Source organism: Corynebacterium callunae (assembly GCF_046592015.1).
Taxonomy (GTDB): Bacteria; Actinomycetota; Actinomycetes; order Mycobacteriales; family Mycobacteriaceae; genus Corynebacterium; species Corynebacterium callunae_A.
The window spans coordinates 317,400-335,872 of the sequence record NZ_JAWVOB010000001.1; the positions used below are offsets into that span (position 1 = coordinate 317,400).

16 protein-coding genes are annotated in these 18,473 nt (G+C 51.6%); 10 read left to right on the forward strand and 6 right to left on the reverse strand.

The genetic code is table 11. The annotated features are described in order from the left end of the window. Positions 1–62 precede the first annotated feature (62 nt). Positions 63–566 carry a polyadenylate-specific 3'-exoribonuclease AS gene (locus SFC07_RS01475; RefSeq protein WP_411206450.1) on the forward strand — a complete coding sequence of 168 codons (504 nt, stop codon included), beginning with the start codon at positions 63–65 and terminating at the stop codon, positions 564–566. An 85-nt stretch (positions 567–651) separates the two neighbouring features. Next, a complete protein-coding gene (locus SFC07_RS01480) occupies positions 652–2,040 on the forward strand; it encodes a class II 3-deoxy-7-phosphoheptulonate synthase (protein ID WP_411206451.1) in 1,389 nt (462 codons plus the stop codon). A 72-nt stretch (positions 2,041–2,112) separates the two neighbouring features. On the opposite strand, the gene SFC07_RS01485 is transcribed toward SFC07_RS01480, so the two are convergent. The 3 genes from SFC07_RS01485 to pknB form a co-directional block, all read right to left on the reverse strand. Continuing rightward, positions 2,113–3,390 (reverse strand): glycosyltransferase family 87 protein, encoded by a 1,278-nt coding sequence (locus SFC07_RS01485; RefSeq protein ID WP_411206452.1) that lies wholly within the window; start codon positions 3,388–3,390, stop codon positions 2,113–2,115. A gap of 95 nt (positions 3,391–3,485) precedes the next feature. Beyond that, positions 3,486–4,700 (reverse strand): glycosyltransferase 87 family protein, encoded by a 1,215-nt coding sequence (locus SFC07_RS01490; protein ID WP_411206453.1) that lies wholly within the window; start codon positions 4,698–4,700, stop codon positions 3,486–3,488. A 5-nt stretch (positions 4,701–4,705) separates the two neighbouring features. Next, a complete protein-coding gene (gene pknB, locus SFC07_RS01495; RefSeq protein WP_411206454.1) occupies positions 4,706–6,940 on the reverse strand; it encodes a Stk1 family PASTA domain-containing Ser/Thr kinase in 2,235 nt (744 codons plus the stop codon). Between the two features lie 208 nt (positions 6,941–7,148). Here pknB and SFC07_RS01500 point away from each other — a divergent pair, with 208 nt between their 5' ends. Next, positions 7,149–7,520, forward strand: a complete 372-nt coding sequence (locus tag SFC07_RS01500; protein ID WP_411206455.1) for an Rv2175c family DNA-binding protein — start codon at positions 7,149–7,151, stop codon at positions 7,518–7,520. A 110-nt stretch (positions 7,521–7,630) separates the two neighbouring features. On the opposite strand, the gene SFC07_RS01505 is transcribed toward SFC07_RS01500, so the two are convergent. Further along, positions 7,631–9,241: an alpha-(1->6)-mannopyranosyltransferase A gene (locus SFC07_RS01505; protein WP_411206456.1), complete on the reverse strand. Its 1,611-nt coding sequence runs from the start codon at positions 9,239–9,241 to the stop codon at positions 7,631–7,633. A 5-nt stretch (positions 9,242–9,246) separates the two neighbouring features. Beyond that, a complete protein-coding gene (locus SFC07_RS01510) occupies positions 9,247–10,347 on the reverse strand; it encodes a polyprenyl synthetase family protein (protein ID WP_411206457.1) in 1,101 nt (366 codons plus the stop codon). A gap of 112 nt (positions 10,348–10,459) precedes the next feature. Between SFC07_RS01510 and metF the strand changes: the two genes are divergently transcribed. After that, on the forward strand, positions 10,460–11,440 hold the full coding sequence (gene metF / locus SFC07_RS01515; RefSeq protein WP_411206458.1) for a methylenetetrahydrofolate reductase [NAD(P)H]: 981 nt from the start codon (positions 10,460–10,462) through the stop codon (positions 11,438–11,440). Here the strand turns inward: metF and SFC07_RS01520 are convergent, their stop codons facing one another. Next, complete coding sequence (locus tag SFC07_RS01520; protein ID WP_411206459.1) at positions 11,441–12,013, reverse strand: GNAT family N-acetyltransferase; 573 nt, start codon at positions 12,011–12,013, stop codon at positions 11,441–11,443. A gap of 192 nt (positions 12,014–12,205) precedes the next feature. On the opposite strand from SFC07_RS01520, the gene SFC07_RS01525 reads away from it, so the two are divergent. The 6 genes from SFC07_RS01525 to SFC07_RS01550 all read left to right on the forward strand — a co-directional run bounded on the left by SFC07_RS01525 (position 12,206) and on the right by SFC07_RS01550 (position 18,426). Further along, on the forward strand, positions 12,206–12,631 hold the full coding sequence (locus SFC07_RS01525) for an SAV_6107 family HEPN domain-containing protein (protein WP_411206460.1): 426 nt from the start codon (positions 12,206–12,208) through the stop codon (positions 12,629–12,631). Positions 12,632–12,817: 186 nt separating this feature from the next. After that, entirely contained in the window at positions 12,818–13,210 is a 393-nt protein-coding gene (locus tag SFC07_RS01530) for a DUF3040 domain-containing protein (protein ID WP_411206461.1), read from the forward strand. 652 nt (positions 13,211–13,862) lie between these two features. Then, the gene (mraZ, locus tag SFC07_RS01535) at positions 13,863–14,294 is read left to right on the forward strand and encodes a division/cell wall cluster transcriptional repressor MraZ (protein WP_411206462.1); all 432 of its coding nucleotides are present in this window, start codon (positions 13,863–13,865) and stop codon (positions 14,292–14,294) included. Between the two features lie 240 nt (positions 14,295–14,534). Continuing rightward, complete coding sequence (gene rsmH, locus SFC07_RS01540; RefSeq protein WP_411206463.1) at positions 14,535–15,548, forward strand: 16S rRNA (cytosine(1402)-N(4))-methyltransferase RsmH; 1,014 nt, start codon at positions 14,535–14,537, stop codon at positions 15,546–15,548. Then, complete coding sequence (locus SFC07_RS01545; RefSeq protein WP_411206464.1) at positions 15,545–16,324, forward strand: hypothetical protein; 780 nt, start codon at positions 15,545–15,547, stop codon at positions 16,322–16,324. Before rsmH ends, SFC07_RS01545 begins: the two co-directional genes overlap by 4 nt. Next, the gene (locus SFC07_RS01550; protein WP_411206465.1) at positions 16,321–18,426 is read left to right on the forward strand and encodes a peptidoglycan D,D-transpeptidase FtsI family protein; all 2,106 of its coding nucleotides are present in this window, start codon (positions 16,321–16,323) and stop codon (positions 18,424–18,426) included. Before SFC07_RS01545 ends, SFC07_RS01550 begins: the two co-directional genes overlap by 4 nt. Positions 18,427–18,473: the final 47 nt, after the last annotated feature.

An 18,473-nucleotide genomic window follows, 5' to 3' on the forward strand; every position in this document is an offset into this window, starting at 1 on the left:
GGGTTTCCGGCTAGGATGAAGCACAGTTAACTTTTTCCTAGCTGTAAAGGACTTTTACTTTCGTGCGCTATTTTTATGACACCGAGTTCATTGAAGATGGACGCACGATTGATTTAGTCTCCATCGGCATTGTGGCGGAGGACGGCCGCGAATATTATGCAGTGTCCACCAGCTTTGATCCCGCCAAGGCAAATTCTTGGGTTCGGGTAAACGTACTGGATAAACTCCCCAATCCCTCCTCACCAGTGTGGAAATCCAATGACACCATCCGCGCAGAGGTGTTGAAGTTTCTTAGCGCGGGCGCTGGCCCCATTGAACTTTGGGCTTGGGTGGGAGCCTATGACCATGTCCTTTTGGCTCAATTGTGGGGTGATATGGCAGCTTTACCTCGGGAAATTCCACGTTATACCCGAGAACTAAAACAGTATTGGGAAATGGCAGGGCACCCGACGCTGCCCGCACTGCCGCAGGGTAACCATGATGCCTTAGTAGATGCTCGACACAACTTGGCTAAATTCCGGGTATGTATGCAGGCATTACCTTTAGGTGCCCGCAACCGGGTGTAGAAAGCGGGCCTGTTTCATAGCTCGAGAGAGAATCGGCTAAAAGTTCCATTCCATAAAACAACTCACTCGTGATATGAATAGGGGTGTGAGTTGGACAGTAGACATCCCTAAAGAAGTTCTCCCTGATTTGCCCCCATTGCCAGTTGGCATGCAGCAGCAGTTTGAGGACATCATTTCCCGCGACGCAAAACAACAGCCGACCTGGGACCGTAGCCAAGCCGAAAACGTTCGCAAGATTCTAGAATCTGTACCTCCGATTGTGGTGGCACCAGAAGTTGTAGAGCTTAAGAAGAAACTTGCCGACGTAGCCAATGGTAAAGCATTCCTATTGCAGGGTGGTGACTGCGCTGAGACCTTTGAGTCCAACACAGAACCTCATATCCGTGCCAATATCAAGACTTTGCTGCAGATGGCAGTTGTTCTTACTTACGGCGCCTCCACCCCAGTTATCAAGATGGCGCGTATTGCCGGCCAATATGCCAAGCCACGTTCCTCTGATCTCGATGGCAACGGCTTGCCCAATTACCGCGGCGACATTGTCAACGGCGTCGAAGCAACCCCTGAGGCTCGTCGCCACGATCCAGCCCGCATGATTCGTGCCTACGCTAATGCCTCAGCTGCAATGAACTTGGTTCGTGCGCTGACCAGCTCTGGTACCGCTGATCTTTATCGCCTGAGCGAGTGGAACCGCGAGTTTGTGGCGAATTCCCCAGCAGGTGCTCGTTATGAAGCACTGGCTCGTGAGATCGACTCTGGCCTGCGCTTCATGGAGGCTTGTGGCGTCTCTGATGAGTCTTTGCGAGCTGCCGATATCTACTGCTCCCACGAAGCCTTGCTGGTGGATTATGAGCGCTCCATGCTGCGCCTGGCCACCGATGAAGATGGCAACCAGGAGCTTTATGATCTTTCCGCACACCAGCTGTGGATCGGTGAGCGTACTCGTGGCATGGATGATTTCCACGTGAACTTTGCATCTATGATCGCCAACCCAATTGGTATCAAGATCGGCCCAGGCATTACTCCAGAAGAAGCTGTTGCTTATGCAGACAAGCTGGATCCAAACTTCGTACCAGGTCGCCTCACCATCGTGGCTCGTATGGGTCACGATAAGGTGCGCTCGGTGCTTCCTGGAGTTATCCAGGCTGTTGAGGCTTCCGGACATAAGGTTATTTGGCAGTCCGACCCTATGCACGGCAATACCTTTACCGCCTCCAATGGATACAAGACCCGTCACTTTGACAAGGTTATTGATGAAGTCCAGGGCTTCTTTGAGGTGCACCGTGCCCTGGGCACCCACCCAGGCGGAATCCACATTGAGTTCACTGGTGAAGATGTCACCGAGTGCCTGGGTGGCGCAGAAGACATTACCGATGTTGACCTGCCAGGCCGTTATGAATCAGCCTGCGATCCTCGTCTAAACACTCAGCAGTCCCTCGAGCTGTCCTTCCTGGTTGCAGAAATGCTGCGCAACTAGGAGTTAGCTTGAGAAAGCTGCACAATGAAAATCCCGATGGCACCTGACATCGGGATTTTTCTTCCTTAAAAACTATGAGGTTGAGGCCGTGGTCTTTGGGAAAGCCTTAAGGCTGAAAGCCAAGGTAATCAAAAGGCCAATTGAGAGCCAAGTCCAATCCGAGATTATGAGCTTTTGCCAGAAATTCAGTGCAAAAACATCAACTCCATCGCGACCAAACCACCATTTAGGTGGCAGAATCAGCTGGACGATGGCGAGAATAATGCCGCTGATAAGCAAGGGGCGTGGGTGTTGCGGATGTTGGACATAGCGCACCACAAATACTAGCGCCCACAGAGACAACCAGACCCAGTGATGGGACCAAGAGATGGGGGAAATCAACAGCATCAACATGGCGTTAACCATGGCTGCTTCGGGGATGAGATTACGGATAAACAGGTGATGCATAAGGATTGCGCAAGCAATAATCGCAATCAAACTGAGGACAATCCAGATAATCATTGGCGCAGATCCAGACATCGCTGCATCATCGGTCAGCCACCAGCGGTAAATCATGGCCTGGAGTGAACTATTCGATTGGAAGACAGTACTAACTCCGGAGTCACCAGAGGCATTAAGCGCAAAGAGCGTGTGCAAGAAATACTCTTTGGTGTTATCCCAGGTGATGAGCGCACCAATGGCAGTAAAAGCCACCAAGGATACCAACGCGTTGATAATGCCCCGGAAGTCTTTTTTGACCAGGAAATAGAGCAGCATTGCCAAAGGAGTGAGCTTAATTGCTGCTGCTAAGCCTATGAGTACACCCCGCGGAATACGGCGTTTTATAGGTAAGAGATCATAAACAACCAAGGCCATGATGATGATATTGATCTGACCGAGATCGGCATTAAGAATGACCGGCTCCGTTAACAATACAACCGGCCAAGCAATGGCAGCGATGGCAAATGATGTCAGACGATCTTGGCCTTTGAGCACTGCATTGGTTACTAAATAAAGGCAAAAGAGCATCAATAAAGAGGAAACAACCACCATGAAGTTGCCCAATAGTTCATCATTGAGGAACTCAAAATAACCAAAGGGATAAAAGACGGCCGCACCAATGGGCGGATAGATAAAAGGCAAAGAAATATCGCCCATATCAAAAGGCTCGGTATAAAGAGACTCACCGTTTACCAGCGCCAGCACGCCTTGTCGATACACCGCAGCATCGATGCGCCAGTCGAACTTCTCAATCAGAATTTTGTTGACGATCAAGCCTGCGACGATTCCGAGCAGTGAAATTAGACTTAGCAGCATGCGTGGAGAGAGCTTAAAAGCCTCCTCAGCGGGGGAGGACTGTGAAGTTGGCAAGATGCGAGGTCCTTTCCTGTTTTGAGAACATGGAGCTTATATAAGCGGTATGACCCCATGAAGATTTCTGCCAAAGGTGCCATTATAGGACATTGCTAACGGGAAACTTCCTTTGGTGCAGGCACTTCTTTGATAATTAGCACAATGATCACAGCAAGTGAGTACCACAAATAATGTGTGGCAAGGATATGCATAAAGGGGTTCCAGCTAAGTTCTGCACCATTTTTTGCAGGTAGGTACATATGGAAAGAGCCTACGGTTTGGGCGAAAACTCCCCAGAGGGCCAACTTATGAAAACCATTAATCCATAAAGCGGCCACTAGTGGTACTAACCAGACCCAATGATGATACCAACTTACGGGTGAGCATAAAACCGCTGCCAAAGACACTACACTCACAGCCAATATGGTGGTGCGAGGAGTGAATCCGCGAGACAGGATTCTAAATAGGGCAACTTCGATGAGCACAAGCACCACAAATACTGTTAGTACCCACACGAGAGAAGCTGCGGAACCAAGTTCTGGAAAACGTTCAATCATGCCACGGAAGGAAACGTTCTTGGCATAACTTTGATCCCCAATGCGATCGGTAGCAAAAAGCACCTGAGTGAAATATTGCAAACTAGTTGCAGGTTGCACAATAAATGCCAGGGCGGTGGCACCAAAAAAGCCACCCAGCATGCCCAAAAGACCCCGTGGGGATTTACCCATGATCCATAACATGAGGAAATAGAGCCCAAAGACGAGGGGAGTGAGCTTAATCGCGGCGGCGATTCCGGTGAGGAGCCCGAGTGGCACCCACCTTATCCACCCGGTGGGCTTGTCGAAGTGACCCGAGCGGGTGACGTCGATAAGCGTCAAGGTCATCAAAGCGATATTGATTTGACCAATATTTAAGGTGGAATGAACCGGCACTGTAAGGCACATGGCTACACCACCAACGAAGATCCACAGGCGACTGTGGATGCCAGCAATGCTGAGCAGGAGTTTGGAAATATAGAAGAGCATCAGCAATGAGAGCAGCGTAAAAATAAGGCTGCTAATAGTGAGGCCAACGAGATCTACCAACCACCAAACCGGAGTGAAAATAATGGCGGCAAAAGGCGGATAGGTAAAGGGCAGGGTAGTCGTGCGCGTGGGAAAGCGCAGTTCATAAAGATTGGAGCCGGTCCAGAATTCTTGTGCACCTTGCCAATAAACCTCCAAGTCAATGGGGGCACGCCAGGCCAGTGGCCATCCTAAGAGGATGGTTCCTAGAGCACCCATCAATACCAAGGAGGTGCTTACCCAATAAAATGTCTGTTTATTCATGATCTCTAAAAAGCCCTGATGGTTACTTCTCCACCTACGGAGAGTTCACTGCGTGCACGTGGAGTTTGAGTAATAACACGATCATCATCGGCAGCATCAGTGATGAGCACCAATCCTGCTTCAGCGAGAATCTCACGGGCATCACTGACCTTGCGTCCAACGATGCTAGGCACTTCAACCTCACCCGCCAGGCCGAGCGTGACCTGCGGGTTGGCAGGGTCAACCAATGCGCCCAACTCGGGCTGGACACTGACAACGGTATCAGCCGAGCTGGCGGCCTCACCGGGGACAACGCTTGTCGACGCAACAACCAAGCCAGCTTCGGCCAACGTTTCCGTGGCCTTATCCTTATCCATCCCCACCACATCTGGAATTTCAATGGCATTAGAAACCTTAAGCACCACGCTACTGCCACGTTTTACCTCAGTTGAAGCAGCAGGCTCGGTAGCAAAAACCTCTCCAGCTTTGGTGGAGGCATCAAAGGCCTCGGTAGTGGAGCTAACAACTAATCCCGCACCTTCCAACACCTTGATTGCTTTGTCAGCTTTCATGCCAGAAACATCAGGAATAGCAACAGGTGCCGGTCCCCGACTTAAGTGAACCTGCACCGTGGAACCCACATCTAGGGAAGTGCCAGCGCGCGGAGTGGTGGAAGAAACCTGGCCTTCAGGAATCTCATCTGAATATTCTGCCGGGCCATCAACCCACACCAGGGTGCGATCTTCTAAAGCAGTACGGACAGTTGACACGGATCGGTCCTCGCCGAGATCCGGTACTTCAGGGCGCCCCTGAGAAACAAGGATATTGACATCCTCGCCGCGAGGAAGGCGCTCACCAAAAGACGGTTCAGTTCCAATGATTGATCCGACTGGAACCTCATTGTCATAACGCTGCTCGGTGTGGGCTGCAAAACCAGCCTCCTCAACCAAGGCCACAGCCTGAACCTTATCCATCCCCAAGACCTGCGGGATTTCACCATAACGGCCAGAGCCAAACCACCAGCCGCCCACCGCAACAGCAGCAATGACGATAACCACAAAGATGGACCAGAGAGTGACTTTAAGCCGGGAGCGATTACTCACCGCCGGTATATCAGGCTCTTCTTGGGGGACTAAGGATTGATCCTCCATATGCAGATTGGTTTCCGGTTGCTGCGGGACATAATCAGCTGGAGCTGGTGCGAAATCTGCATCGCCATAATCCGGAGTCGCTTTAGCAGGTACATATTCCGGAAGGATGGAAGTTTCTGCTGCAGGCGCAGGAGCCGCCGGAATAATCGTGGTGTGATCTTCGGCTTCAACCTTAGGGATCTGGGTAGTGAACATATCCGTGGGTGGAGCTGCGGGGGATTCAACATTAGCCCGGTGCGCTGCAGAATTAACTGGCACTGGCACTCTGAAGGAGGGCAGATGCAACTCGGCGGCAACGTCTTCCAAGGCATTGAGGAACTCTGCTGCATCGGAAAAACGGTCAGCGGGCTCGCGCGCTGTAGCCGTGGCAACCAGCTCATCCACCAGCGACGGTACGCCGTCGATAAGCGAACTCGGTGCTGGCACTACCGTTGAAAGGCGCGCATAGGCGTGGGAAATGTCATCCTTGCCACTGAAGGGAGTTTGGCCAGTGAGCAGCTCAAAGAGCACAATGCCGGCGGAATAGACATCGCTGGCGGGACCAATTTCTTCCCCTTCAACCTGCTCCGGGGAGAGATAACCCACGGTGCCCACAATCTGGTTATCTAAAGACTGGCCCGCATAAGCCGCGCGTACCAAGCCAAAATCTGAGAGCTTAACGCGGTGATCGCTATTGATCAGCACATTGTCAGGTTTAATATCGCGGTGCACCATGCCTGCTTTATGGGCTGCGGACAGTCCGGTAAGCACTCCGCGCATCACTGCAATGGCGGCATGGGGTGGCATGGGACCGCGCTCAGCTAATAACTCACGCAAGGTGCCACCGGTGATAAGTTCCATTACCAAATAAACGTGGCCACTAGCTGCGGAGAAATCATAAACATTGACCAAATTAGGGTGATTAAGCTGCGCCATGGAACGCGCCTCACGGCGAAAACGCTGCCGGAAAATTGGATCATTTACATACTCGCGATCCATCACCTTAAGCGCTACTGACCGGCCAAGACGGAGGTCAACACAGCGATAAACAGTGGACATGCCACCTCGCGCAATCGGAGCGTCGATCCGATACCTGTCCTCTAAAATGTCCCCGACCTTCAAGTTCACCATGAGTTCCAGTATGTCGGAATCAGGGCCCAAAGTGGTAGTGAGAGGCGTTGACACCGGAGGTTTTTCGTGGTTTTCTCGTGGTTTTTCATGGTTTTGTCGAGGTTGGATCTGGTTTTGGGGGAGATGAGGGGATTCGGAAAAGGGCTGTGAGCAGGTGCTACTTAAAACCCACTTCACTCTTAGGCAGGTGAGGGGCTAAATTAGTGCTGTGAGTTCCAACAATGCATCCCATGAAGTCCTGCCAGAGAACGAGCCTTTGCTCACCATCCCTGAAATCGCTGAACGTCTAAACGTTGTAGTGACCAGGGTGATGGATATGGTCAGCGAGCACAAACTGATTACCGTCCAAAAAGATGGTGTCCGTTATATTCCAGAAGCTTTCCTAAGCACCAAGAAGGAAAACACCAACCGCTTTATTCCAGGTGTTATCGCTTTGCTGTCCGATGGTGGCTACAGCGATGAAGAAATTTTGAAGTTCCTCTTTACTGAGGATGACTCTTTGCCAGGTCGCCCCATCGACGGGTTGCACGGGCACCTCGCTCGCGAGGTCATGCGCCGCGCACAGGCCATGGCTTTTTAAGAGTTTTTAAAAATAGAAATAGAGGGGCACGTCCAGATTGCTAAACGTGCCCCTCTAAGTATGAGGTTCTAGGCCTCGACCTGGACCTCAACCTGGACTGTGTGGCCGACCTAGCTGGTGGGGTCCTGCTTTGGCACTGTGTTTAGAGCTGTGTTTGGCTCAGTGTTTGGCACCGAGTTTGGCACTGTGTTTGGTTTCGCCGTGAGCACAGTGTTTCCCTTTGCATCATCAAAAATCACCACAGTGGCAATCCACGCGATGAGCATGGCAATGATGACCATGACGATGGTATAAAGCATGTGGTTTCCACTACCACTAAACATCAAAGCTATAAACACCGAAAATGCCGCAAAGAAGCGCAAGAGCCATGAAGGTGGGCGGAAGGTTCCCACCAGGGAAAAGAGGCTAGCGTAATACCAGGGCAAGGTGACCGAATTAAATACAAAGGCCACGGCATAAGCTGCGGCAGTACCGGCAATGGCGCGCCGGGGTGTACGGCGGAAAAGCCACCAACAAATAATGAGTCCCAGCAGCATGAGCACCATAGAGACATTTCGCAGTACATCAACCACTGCGTTGTAATTAAAATCGTCCATAAAAATGCGTGCGACCAGACCAATGACGCTTGCAACTAAAGACGGGAAAGCAAGTGGATTAATAACCTTGCTATTGCCACTGATTTCACTGATCCAGCCCCACGAAGCGCCAGACATCCAGGTAATTGCGCTGACCACAACTCCGGTAATCGCAACTCCGACAGCACCGGCGCTGACAAAAGCGATGAGACGCTGTACCAGGGTGGGTTCAGTGTGGCCCTTCTTATTTGCCAGGCGCTGCGCAAAATAGAACATGCCAATCCATACGACAAAGGGTAGAGCAATCGCGGCGGTGGCTTTAAGGGAAACTGCGATCGCGATGAGCGCCACACCCAAGACGTATTTCTTCCGCAAAACCAGCAATAATCCACAACTGACCAAGCCAACCATCAAGGATTCATTGTGCATGCCCCCGATCATGTGAATGATCATCACCGGGTTGGCCACGCCGATCCAGAGAGCCACTGCCTGATCCGCGCCAAAATGCTTGGCGATTCCGGAAACACCATAGGCGATGCCGATCAGGCCAGCAATGGAAATCACCTTATAAGCCATGACGCCCAGGGTGACATTGTCGCCCACCATCGTGGTAATAATGTTACCAATCCACAGGTGGAGGGGGCCATAAGGTGTGGTGGTGTTACGCCAATCGTGGGAGACTTCCAGCAACATAGGCCCTGGGTTGACGGCCGCGCCCTCGGTGTAGGGATCAAAACCATCGCGCAACATTGCGCCCTGCATCAAATAAGAATAAACATCGCGCGACATCATCGGCGCGGCAAAAAACAAGGGGATCAGCAGCGCAACCAGGGTGCGCTTGACCAGTTCAAGACGCTTTTCGACGTCAAAACCGCCTTTGAAAAGGCGATGTCCTAGATGGACCCATGAACCAATTAATAAGATCTGGCCAATAAAGAGCACTGTATTGGACAGTCCTTGACCGTGGCCATAAGCCAAAAAACTTAAACCCAGAGCGTCCAAAACACCGCCACGATAACGAATGGCGCCACCGCCAAAAGAGCCCAGCATCAGCATTATGCCTGCAGCAACTGCCAGGAATACTGGGTTGGTAAGTGTCCGAAACGCCGCGGAATGGCGCAGTGAATGTAGCAGGGTAGAAGTCATTTCTCTTACATCCGTCGCTCGGTCGAGCGAATAGCAAGGTCACGCAATAGCGTTTTGACCTCCGCAGGCATAGTGACAGTTTCCAAATGCTCAAGACCAGAAGTGGTGAGATTAGCGATCATTTCCTCAATCTCAGCTTCCGCTCCTGTTTCTCGAATAAGCTGCGCAAGCTCTGCAATATCTGCAGGCTGAGTCACTTTTCCAATACCGGCGCGAATAGCAGCGGCTGCAGCAGGGGAGTTGCGATCTGCCCTTTCCAATGCCTTTGCTAGCAGCACTGTGCGCTTTCCTTCACGAAGGTCATCGCCGGCAGGCTTGCCAGTAATAGCCGGATCACCAAAAACACCGAGGAGATCATCACGCAACTGGAAAGCGATGCCAATATCATGACCATAATTGCGCAGCGCCCCAATGAGTTCAGGGCTAGCACCGGCAATAGACGCTCCCAGATGTAGGGGCCTTTCAATGGTGTAAGCAGCAGTTTTAAAACGATTGACGGAGTTAGCTAGCTCTACAGACTCATTTGCGTGCGCTTCCAAATAGATATCCAGGAGCTGGCCTCCAATGACCTCGGTGCGCATGCCTCGCCAAGCTGGGCGGGAGCGCTGGAGAGCTGCTGCGGAAAGACCAGAATCCTGCAGCATATCTTCGGCCCAAACCAAAGCCATATCGCCGGCCAGAATGGAGACTGATTCTCCAAAGTGCGCAGCGCTTCCCTCAAGGCTGTGCTCCCGGTGATAAGCCTCCACCGCGCGGTGAACTGTAGGAGCTCCACGACGAGTATCTGAAGAATCAATAATGTCATCATGAATCAACGCACAAGCCTGAATAAACTCCAGGCTAGCGGCGGCGTCGAGGACAGCCTCGATTTTTTCTGAGCTGTGCTCTAAACCGCCAGCTGCGACAAAGCCTGCCCACGCATAAAGGGGACGAATGCGTTTTCCACCATTAAGGACAAAAGATCGTAAATAGGAGACCGCATCTGAGACTGGCGTGCCGATGGCTGCAATATCTTCGTCTTTAGAATCGAGAAATCCGCTGAGACGATCATGAACAACCGCAGGAATTCGGTTGAGGTCAAGGTCGTGGGCATCAAAGGTGCTCAAGTGGTCGTCCTTCGTCAAGATAGTGGTGTGAGCTGTGAGCGTTTTTCAGACATGAATTTATGCTGTTGCATAGTCCCTAAAAAACGACTTCCTCACACTAAGATACTCAGGCATGCAGTCATCTAACATCCCAGCCTCTTCTCAATGGGCTATTAGTGATGTATTAAAGCGCCCATCGCCAGGTCGAGTGCCCTTCTCTGTTGAGTTTATGCCTCCCCGAGATGATGCAGCTGAAGAACGCCTTTATCGTGCAGCTGAGGTTTTCCACGACCTGGGTGCATCATTTGTCTCGGTAACCTACGGCGCTGGTGGATCAACTCGTGAACGAACCTCGCGAATTGCGCGACGCTTGTCTCGCCAGCCTTTAACAACTTTGGTGCATCTCACCTTGGTTAATCACAGCAGGGAAGAAATGGAACAAATCCTGCAGGAATATTCCGAGCTGGGATTAATAAATCTTCTGGCGTTGCGTGGGGATCCTCCAGGAGATCCTTTGGGAGAGTGGCAGCAAACTCCCGGTGGACTGAACTACGCAAATGAACTTATCGAACTGATCAAAAAGTCACCGAAATATCAGCACTTTGATATCGGCATTGCTTCCTTCCCTGAGGGACATTTCCGGGCCCGCACTTTGGAGGAAGATACGCAGTACACCCTGGCTAAATTGCGCGCCGGGGCAGAGTATTCCATTACGCAGATGTTTTTTGATGTCGATGATTATTTGCGTCTACGTGATCGTCTCATCGCTGCGGATCCTGTGCATGGAGCGAAGCCGATTATTCCGGGTCTAATGCCCATCACCAGCTTGAAGTCTGTGCGTCGACAGGTTGAGCTATCTGGCGCCCAATTGCCACGTGAGTTGGAAGATAGACTGCTGAAAGCGGCCAATGGGGATGAGGAAGCCAATAGGGATGAAATCCGCAAAGTCGGTATTGAATACACCACTCAGATGGCGGAGCGTCTTATTGCTGAAGGTGCAGTTGACTTGCACTTTATGACCCTCAATTTCACCCGCGCAACCCAAGAAGTTCTGCACAACTTGGGCATGGCACCAGCATGGGGTGCTGAGCATGGTCAGGATGCGGTGCGCTAATTAAGACGATTGTGCTGACCGCAAGGGCAGGGCAGTAGTTAGTACCGCAAATTCTCTTTGGTCACCATCAAAGCGGAAGTGGCGAAGTAGATCACTAAAGCCGAGGGAGCGGTAAAGTCCAAAAGCATGGTTGGACTCCTGCTCAACCTCGGGGGTAGACAGTATTGCGTGTGATCGTGGTTGATCCCGGAGCAACTCAAACATCATTTTTCTGCCGATTCCATGTCCTTGGAAACCGGGTAGGACGTGGACCTCTGCAACCTCAAAGTAGTTTTGAATGATGTCTACTTCTTCTGCTGTGGGACCGCCTTTGTGGCGTAGTCCGCGCCGAAGCTGGTGTTGCCACCAATGATCAGGGCTGCCATAAAAACCGTAGGCAACACCGACAACCTCATCGTCTTTTAATGCGCAGACTGCGGTAAAACCTGGATTTTGAGAGTTTCGACGCCAGACCTCAATACGTGTGTCCCTAATTGAGTGCTGATATTTCATAGCTGTGATGTAGACATCAACGAGAACTGGGGTATTGGTCGTGAATTCAGGAATGCTTAGCCTGCGAATAGTAAGGGACACGTTCACTATCAAACCAGATCTCATTCCTTTGGATTGTGTCTTTTCCTCTAAAACCCCATTTTGAGTGGGTCTGCCACCAAAAATAAAACAATTGTTCGAATAGTTTGGGGAAGGTGTCCACCCTAGCGTTTAACATCATGGGCAATCCGATTGACAGAGACGGGAACCAAGTTAAAGAAGGGCGTGAACGTGATGGGCGAGATAATTTCGGCAACGACGCGTTTTATGCGAGTTCAAGGAAAGGAGGCAGAATTCCTTTCCAAAGCCACAGTGTTGTTGCGGCAAGCTAAACAGCATCGCCGAGAGGGGGACCTGCTCCTCGCTTTGGAGCTTGGATATCAATCCGCCCTTCGCACTGCTGGAGCTGTAATTGCAGGAAGTCCGGTGGCGAAGCGCAAGCGCAAGCCACGCGGAGCTTGGGATCAATTGCGGCTTGTTGATGCGCAGGCTGCCACATGGGCAGATGAACTATCGCAGTTTTCCCAACTCCGTTCTCGAGCTGCGAGTGGGTTAGCGGTTAGCCTCAGTCAAGAAAAGCTGGATAGGTTCCTGTTGCAGGTTGCGCACTTCCTTGAAGAAGCGGAACAGAGCCTCGGTTGGTCAACTGAAGCTGCTTAAAATCTTGCTGAATCCTAATTGGGTTTAGGGTTGGATAGGCCTTGAGCTCGGATTTGAAAGCCTTCTTAAATGCTGGCGAAAAGAGAATTTTAAGGCCATTAGCATTGAAGGGAACATTCCGGATATTCTGAGCGTTAATAAAACATAGAAGTAAAACGTCTCAACAAAAGGTACCGGGAGGACATCATGTCGCTTTCTGAGCAGGAGCAACGAGCGCTGCGGGAAATTGAACAGGCGCTTATGGCTGATGATCCGAAATTCGGAAAAGTCGTCGCAAGTGACAGTGGTCTTGGGGGCGGTGCCTTAACTCTTAGAGGGATTGCATTGTTTGTCCTTGGGCTTGTTCTCCTGATCGCTGGCGTTGCCCTAAGTCAGCAAACCTTGTGGTTCGTTGTGCTAGGAATTATCGGATTTCTTGTCATGTTTGGTTCGGGTGTGTGGATGTTGCGCGGAAATGGCTCGGGAAGAATTTCTTTCTCGTCGGTTTCCTCGGCATCCCCTTCGCGCGGACGTGGAGGGTCATCCTCCTTGAGCGACAAAATGGAAGAAAACTTTCGTCGTCGCTTTGAGGGTAAATAACTGCACAATTGCAGTAACAAGGCCTGGCTGCTTTTGCCGATAGTGGTAGAAGTGGCCAGGCCTTAATGATTTTGTAGGTAGGGCTTATTTCCCCCAGCACCGGGTGTGGTCTCTGTTTAGATCAGGGATCGCACACGGTGCTCTTCTATGTGGGGCGGGAAAGATGACGAAATAGGTGGGTTTTGTGCTGTAGGGCTAGCAAACCCATTTTTCCCCCATTTTCCCCCACCTAGAATCCCACCATTAGAAAAATAGCTATACATTTATTAAAAAAGTCTCATTCCGGGCAGAGTTTTCTGAAATTTTGCTGAGATTTTTTAGCATTTTGCCAGGTTGTGGGCATTTTATGTTGGGGCTCATCCCGTTTTAAGTGTGAGTGAACAGAGTTAAAAAAAGTTAGTAAAGTGGGAGGTGTGAATGGAAAAGAGGGGGCGACACCAAGAGTGCCCCACTTTGATTTTTTGGCTTTGAACTGGTCTTATATATGTGTTTCGGGGGAAAATTGTGTTGGTACTTGATTCAGGTGGGGGAAAGTGGGGTATTGTGGGCTTCAGCGGTGCATAGTGGTCTTGCATGAGAGATCACTAGGCACCGTCAGAAATGAAATTGATCTACCGATGCCAGAAGGTGACTGGGGAAGGGGACCTCAAGGATGTTCCTTGGTACCTACACCCCAAAACTTGATGACAAAGGCAGATTGACACTTCCGGCAAAGTTTCGTGAGGAGCTTGCAGGAGGGCTAATGGTGACAAAAGGTCAAGACCACAGTCTCGCGGTTTATCCCAAAGAGGAGTTCGCTGCCAGAGCTCGCAAGGCGGCAGCGGTTTCACGGACAAATCCAGAGGCACGTGCGTTTATCCGAAACCTTGCAGCAAGTGCGGATGAACAACGACCAGATGGCCAAGGGCGCATCACCCTTTCGGCGGGGCATCGCAATTATGCGGGCTTAACCAAAGAGTGTGTGGTTATCGGATCAGTTGATTTTCTTGAAATTTGGGACGCTCAGGCCTGGGCTACGTACCAGGAAGAAACTGAAGCTGCATTCTCTGCAGCGGAGGATGACGTTCTGGGAGGTTTGCTCTAGTGGCAACACTTCTTTGGAACACGGAGCGCGTGTATGGACTCTGCTCGAGGAGGATGAGCTCTGGTGTACTTCCCCAACATCAGATCGGAACTTCTCGAGTAGGGCCCTGTACGCACTTCATGCAATTTAAAAAAGGACTGCGTGACTAGTGGCTTCAGCATTGTCATGCGGTTTTTTTATTTAAAAACATGAGTACAGATCGTTGTTAATTGTGGAGAGAAAAAAGGGGGGAAGGCGTTCATGGAAGATTTCTCAATTGATGGGAACCACGGTCACGTTCCCGTAATGCGTGACCGCATGGCAGCGCTAATTGCCGAAAAAGTCGAGGCAATGGGGGACAACGCTGTCATTGTCGACGCCACTTTAGGTGCGGGCGGACACTCGGAATTCTTCCTGAAGACTTTCCCTCAAGCACGTCTGATCGGTCTCGATCGAGATGAAAATGCGCTGCGTGATGCCCGCATGCGCCTGGCTCCTTTTGGGGCACGTTTTGTCGGAGTGCAAACCCGCTTTGATGGGCTAGCTGATGTGCTTGAAAACGAAGAAGGCGAAATCTTTGATATCGCTCGCGAGCACGGAATTTCCGGAGCGCTTTTTGATCTAGGTGTGTCCTCCATGCAATTGGATCAGGTGGAGCGAGGCTTTGCTTATCGCACTGACGCGCCGCTAGATATGCGCATGGATCCTTCCCAGGGCATTACCGCCGCCGATATACTTAACACCTATTCCCATGGCGATATTGCCCGCATTCTCAAAACCTATGGTGATGAGCGCTTTGCCGGCAAGATTGCTTCCGCGGTGCTCAAAGAACGCGAAAAAGAGCCATTCACCACATCGGCTCGCTTGGTGGAGTTGCTCTATGACGCTATCCCCGCTGCTACTCGACGCACCGGTGGTCACCCAGCCAAGCGCACCTTCCAGGCGCTGCGAGTTGAGGTTAATAACGAGCTCGACTCGCTACAAAACGTGCTCCCACAGATCACTGATGCCCTCAACGTGGGTGGTCGGGCTGTCTTCATGAGCTACCAATCCCATGAAGACAAGTTGGTGAAGAAGTTCTTCACTGAGCTGACCACCTCTAAAACCCCACGTGGATTGCCGGTGGATTTGCCGGGAACTGCACCCAAGTTCAAGCAGGTCACTCGCGGTGCCGAAACGGCATCAGAGGCCGAGATTGAAGAAAACCCCCGTGCTGCACCAGTCAAGGTAAGAGCCATCGAGAGAATCACCAACCAGCCAGGAGATCGATCATGACAATGACCAACAACTCCCGCACCGAACGTCGGCCTGAAGAAACTCGTATGGTAGCCCGCACCCCTCGCGGCGTGTCAGTTAGCCGCGACTTCTCTACCGCGGGCAGGGGCGCGTCGACAAGCGTGCGCGTACCCGAGCGCCACACCACCCGGGGCCTTGTTAACCCGGGTGCTCAGCCGACCCGTAAGCGCCGCTTCCAGCACAAGACTGGATCGCAGCAGGTTATTTCGGTACGCGGACGTCGCGTTGTTGCCAAGCGGGCAGACCCTAAGGTCATTAGAATCGCGATCATGATCGTGTTTTTGCTATGCGGCGGTGTCGGCGCCACCATGGCACTCTCCGGTACCTCTACTCAACAAACTTTCCAATTGCAGGAGCTGCAGTCCACCGAGACTGACCTCAGCAACCGCATTGAATCACTGACCCGTGACGTAGAAGAGGCACGTTCCGCTTCCACCCTGGCATCAAATGCTGCCGATATGGGTTTGGTTTCTCCAGTTGAACCAGGAGTCCTGGAGGTCCAGGGCAATGGCGATGTTGTGGAGAAGCGCCCAGCTGATCCCGAAACCCGCCCCATCATTGATATCAATGGTGAAGTGGCTCCGAACCAGGCGTCGAGCAACCCCAACGCAACGAGCGCTGTGACCAATAACCTGCAGGCCATCCCACCTGCAGCAACTGTTCCACAGACTGCTGCGACCCCTCCTTACCAAAGTGGCAGTGGCAACCTTCCATACGCTGCCACCACTAACCAAGCAGGTGGCGCAGGGCAGTGACTTTCCCCAGCGATGGACGGAGTCGAGACCAACGAGCGGGACGTGAAGACACGTCCCGCCGTTCGGCATATCAGGATGAAAGTCGCCGCGCAGCCCGCGAACGTGAGCTAAAGCGACGTAAAGGAATTCCAGAAACACCTGCCGGAACGACCTTTAGGCCTAATGCCAGCTCCGACGGTGGCGCCCACAAACACCGCGTTAATGCGGTTACCCTCATCGCGCTAGTGGTAGCTGGCGTACTTATCCTCCGTCTCGGTTGGGTGCAGGTTGTATGGGGTCCGGAGCTTTCCCTTAATGCTTCCGAGCAGCGCACCCGCGTTTATGTTGATCCTGCTCGCCGTGGTTCCATTACTGACCGTGAAGGCAACCAATTGGCATTCACAATGCAGGCTCGATCCTTGACTGTATCGCCAAATGTGATGCGCACCGAGCTGCGCACCGGCACTGATTTGGCACTGCGTTTGGCCTCTGAGGAAACCGATCCCAAAAATGTGGAAAGCTATGTCACCATCGAAGAGGGCACAGCCTATGTGAATGCTTCTGCAGAGCAAAAAGAAACAATCCTTGATGAGAAGGTCAAGGAGCGAATGGAAAATATTTCCACCCGCATCCCTGAGATCATCAAATCTCATGGCAAGGATGTCAGCAATATCAAATCCTCTGAAATCCTGGAGAAACTCAACGCTGAGAGCCAATATGAGGTGCTGGTACGCAATGTTGATCCAGATATTGCCTCTGAAGTCACCGCTGAAATGCCCAACATTGCTGCTGACCACCAAGATATTCGCGAATACCCCAATGGGGCGATTGGTGAAAATATCATCGGACGCATCAGCATGGACGGTGAAGGACAATTTGGGTTCGAAGCCTCTAATGATTCTTTGCTAGCTGGAAACAATGGCCGCTCCACCCAAGACATGTCTATTTTGGGCCAAGCCATTCCCGGTACTTTGCGTGATCAAATTCCGGCAGTAGATGGCGCCAGCGTTGAGCTCACCTTGGATCTAGACTTGCAGACCTATGTCCAGCAAGCCCTGGAACAGGCTAAAGCAGCCTCTGGCGCAGATGATGCTTCCGCGGTAGTGCTTGATGCCAAAACTGCGGAAGTTTTGGCCATGGCGAATACCTCCACCATTAATCCCAATGAAGATACCGCCAAGCAGATTGAACAGGGTAAGAGTTTTGATAACCCTTCCGTCACCCATCCTTTTGAACCAGGTTCGGTAGCCAAGATCATTACTGCAGCCGGTGTGCTGCAGGAAGGTCTGACTACTCCAGAGGAAGTGCTGCAGGTTCCTGGCAGTATTGAAATGGCTGGAGTAACCGTGCGCGATGCGTGGGATCACGGCGTAGTTCCTTATACCACTGCTGGTGTTTTTGGTAAGTCATCCAACGTTGGCACACTTATGCTGGCAGAGCGCCTGGGTGAAGATAAATTTGCCGACTACTTAGAGCTTTTTGGCCTTGGTCAATCCACTGGCATTGAATTGCCTAGTGAATCCGAGGGCCTTTTGCCCGCACGTGAACAATGGTCAGGTGGTACCTTCGCCAACCTGCCTATTGGTCAGGGTATGTCTATCACCACCTTGCAAATGGCAGGTATTTATCAAACCCTGGCTAATGGTGGCGAACGTGTTGAACCACGCATAATCAAAAGCGCAACCGCTGCCGATGGCACTCCCATCGAGCAACCAGAACCAGAAAAAGTTCAGGTGGTTAGCCCTGAAGCTGCAAAAATGACGGTGAATATGTTCCGCGCTGTCACCCAATCGGATCCAACTGGGGTGCAGCAGGGTACTGCAGCCGATGCAGCCATTGAGGGATATCAGATTTCCGGCAAGACCGGTACTGCCCAGAAGATTGATGAAAATACCGGAGCTTATTCCAACTCTGAGTATTGGATCACCTTCGCTGGTATTGCTCCTGCTGATGATCCGCGCTTTGTGGTTGCCATCATGCTCGATGAGCCAGAACGTGGAGTCCATGGTCAGGGCGGACAATCTGCTGCGCCTTTGTTCAAGGATATCGCCACCTGGTTGCTCAACCGCGACAATATTCCGCTGTCTGAAGTTGGAGAACCGATAGTGCTGCAAGCGCAGTAGCTGCCCTCTATTAAGCTCAATAAGATTCAACATTATCGGCACCATCA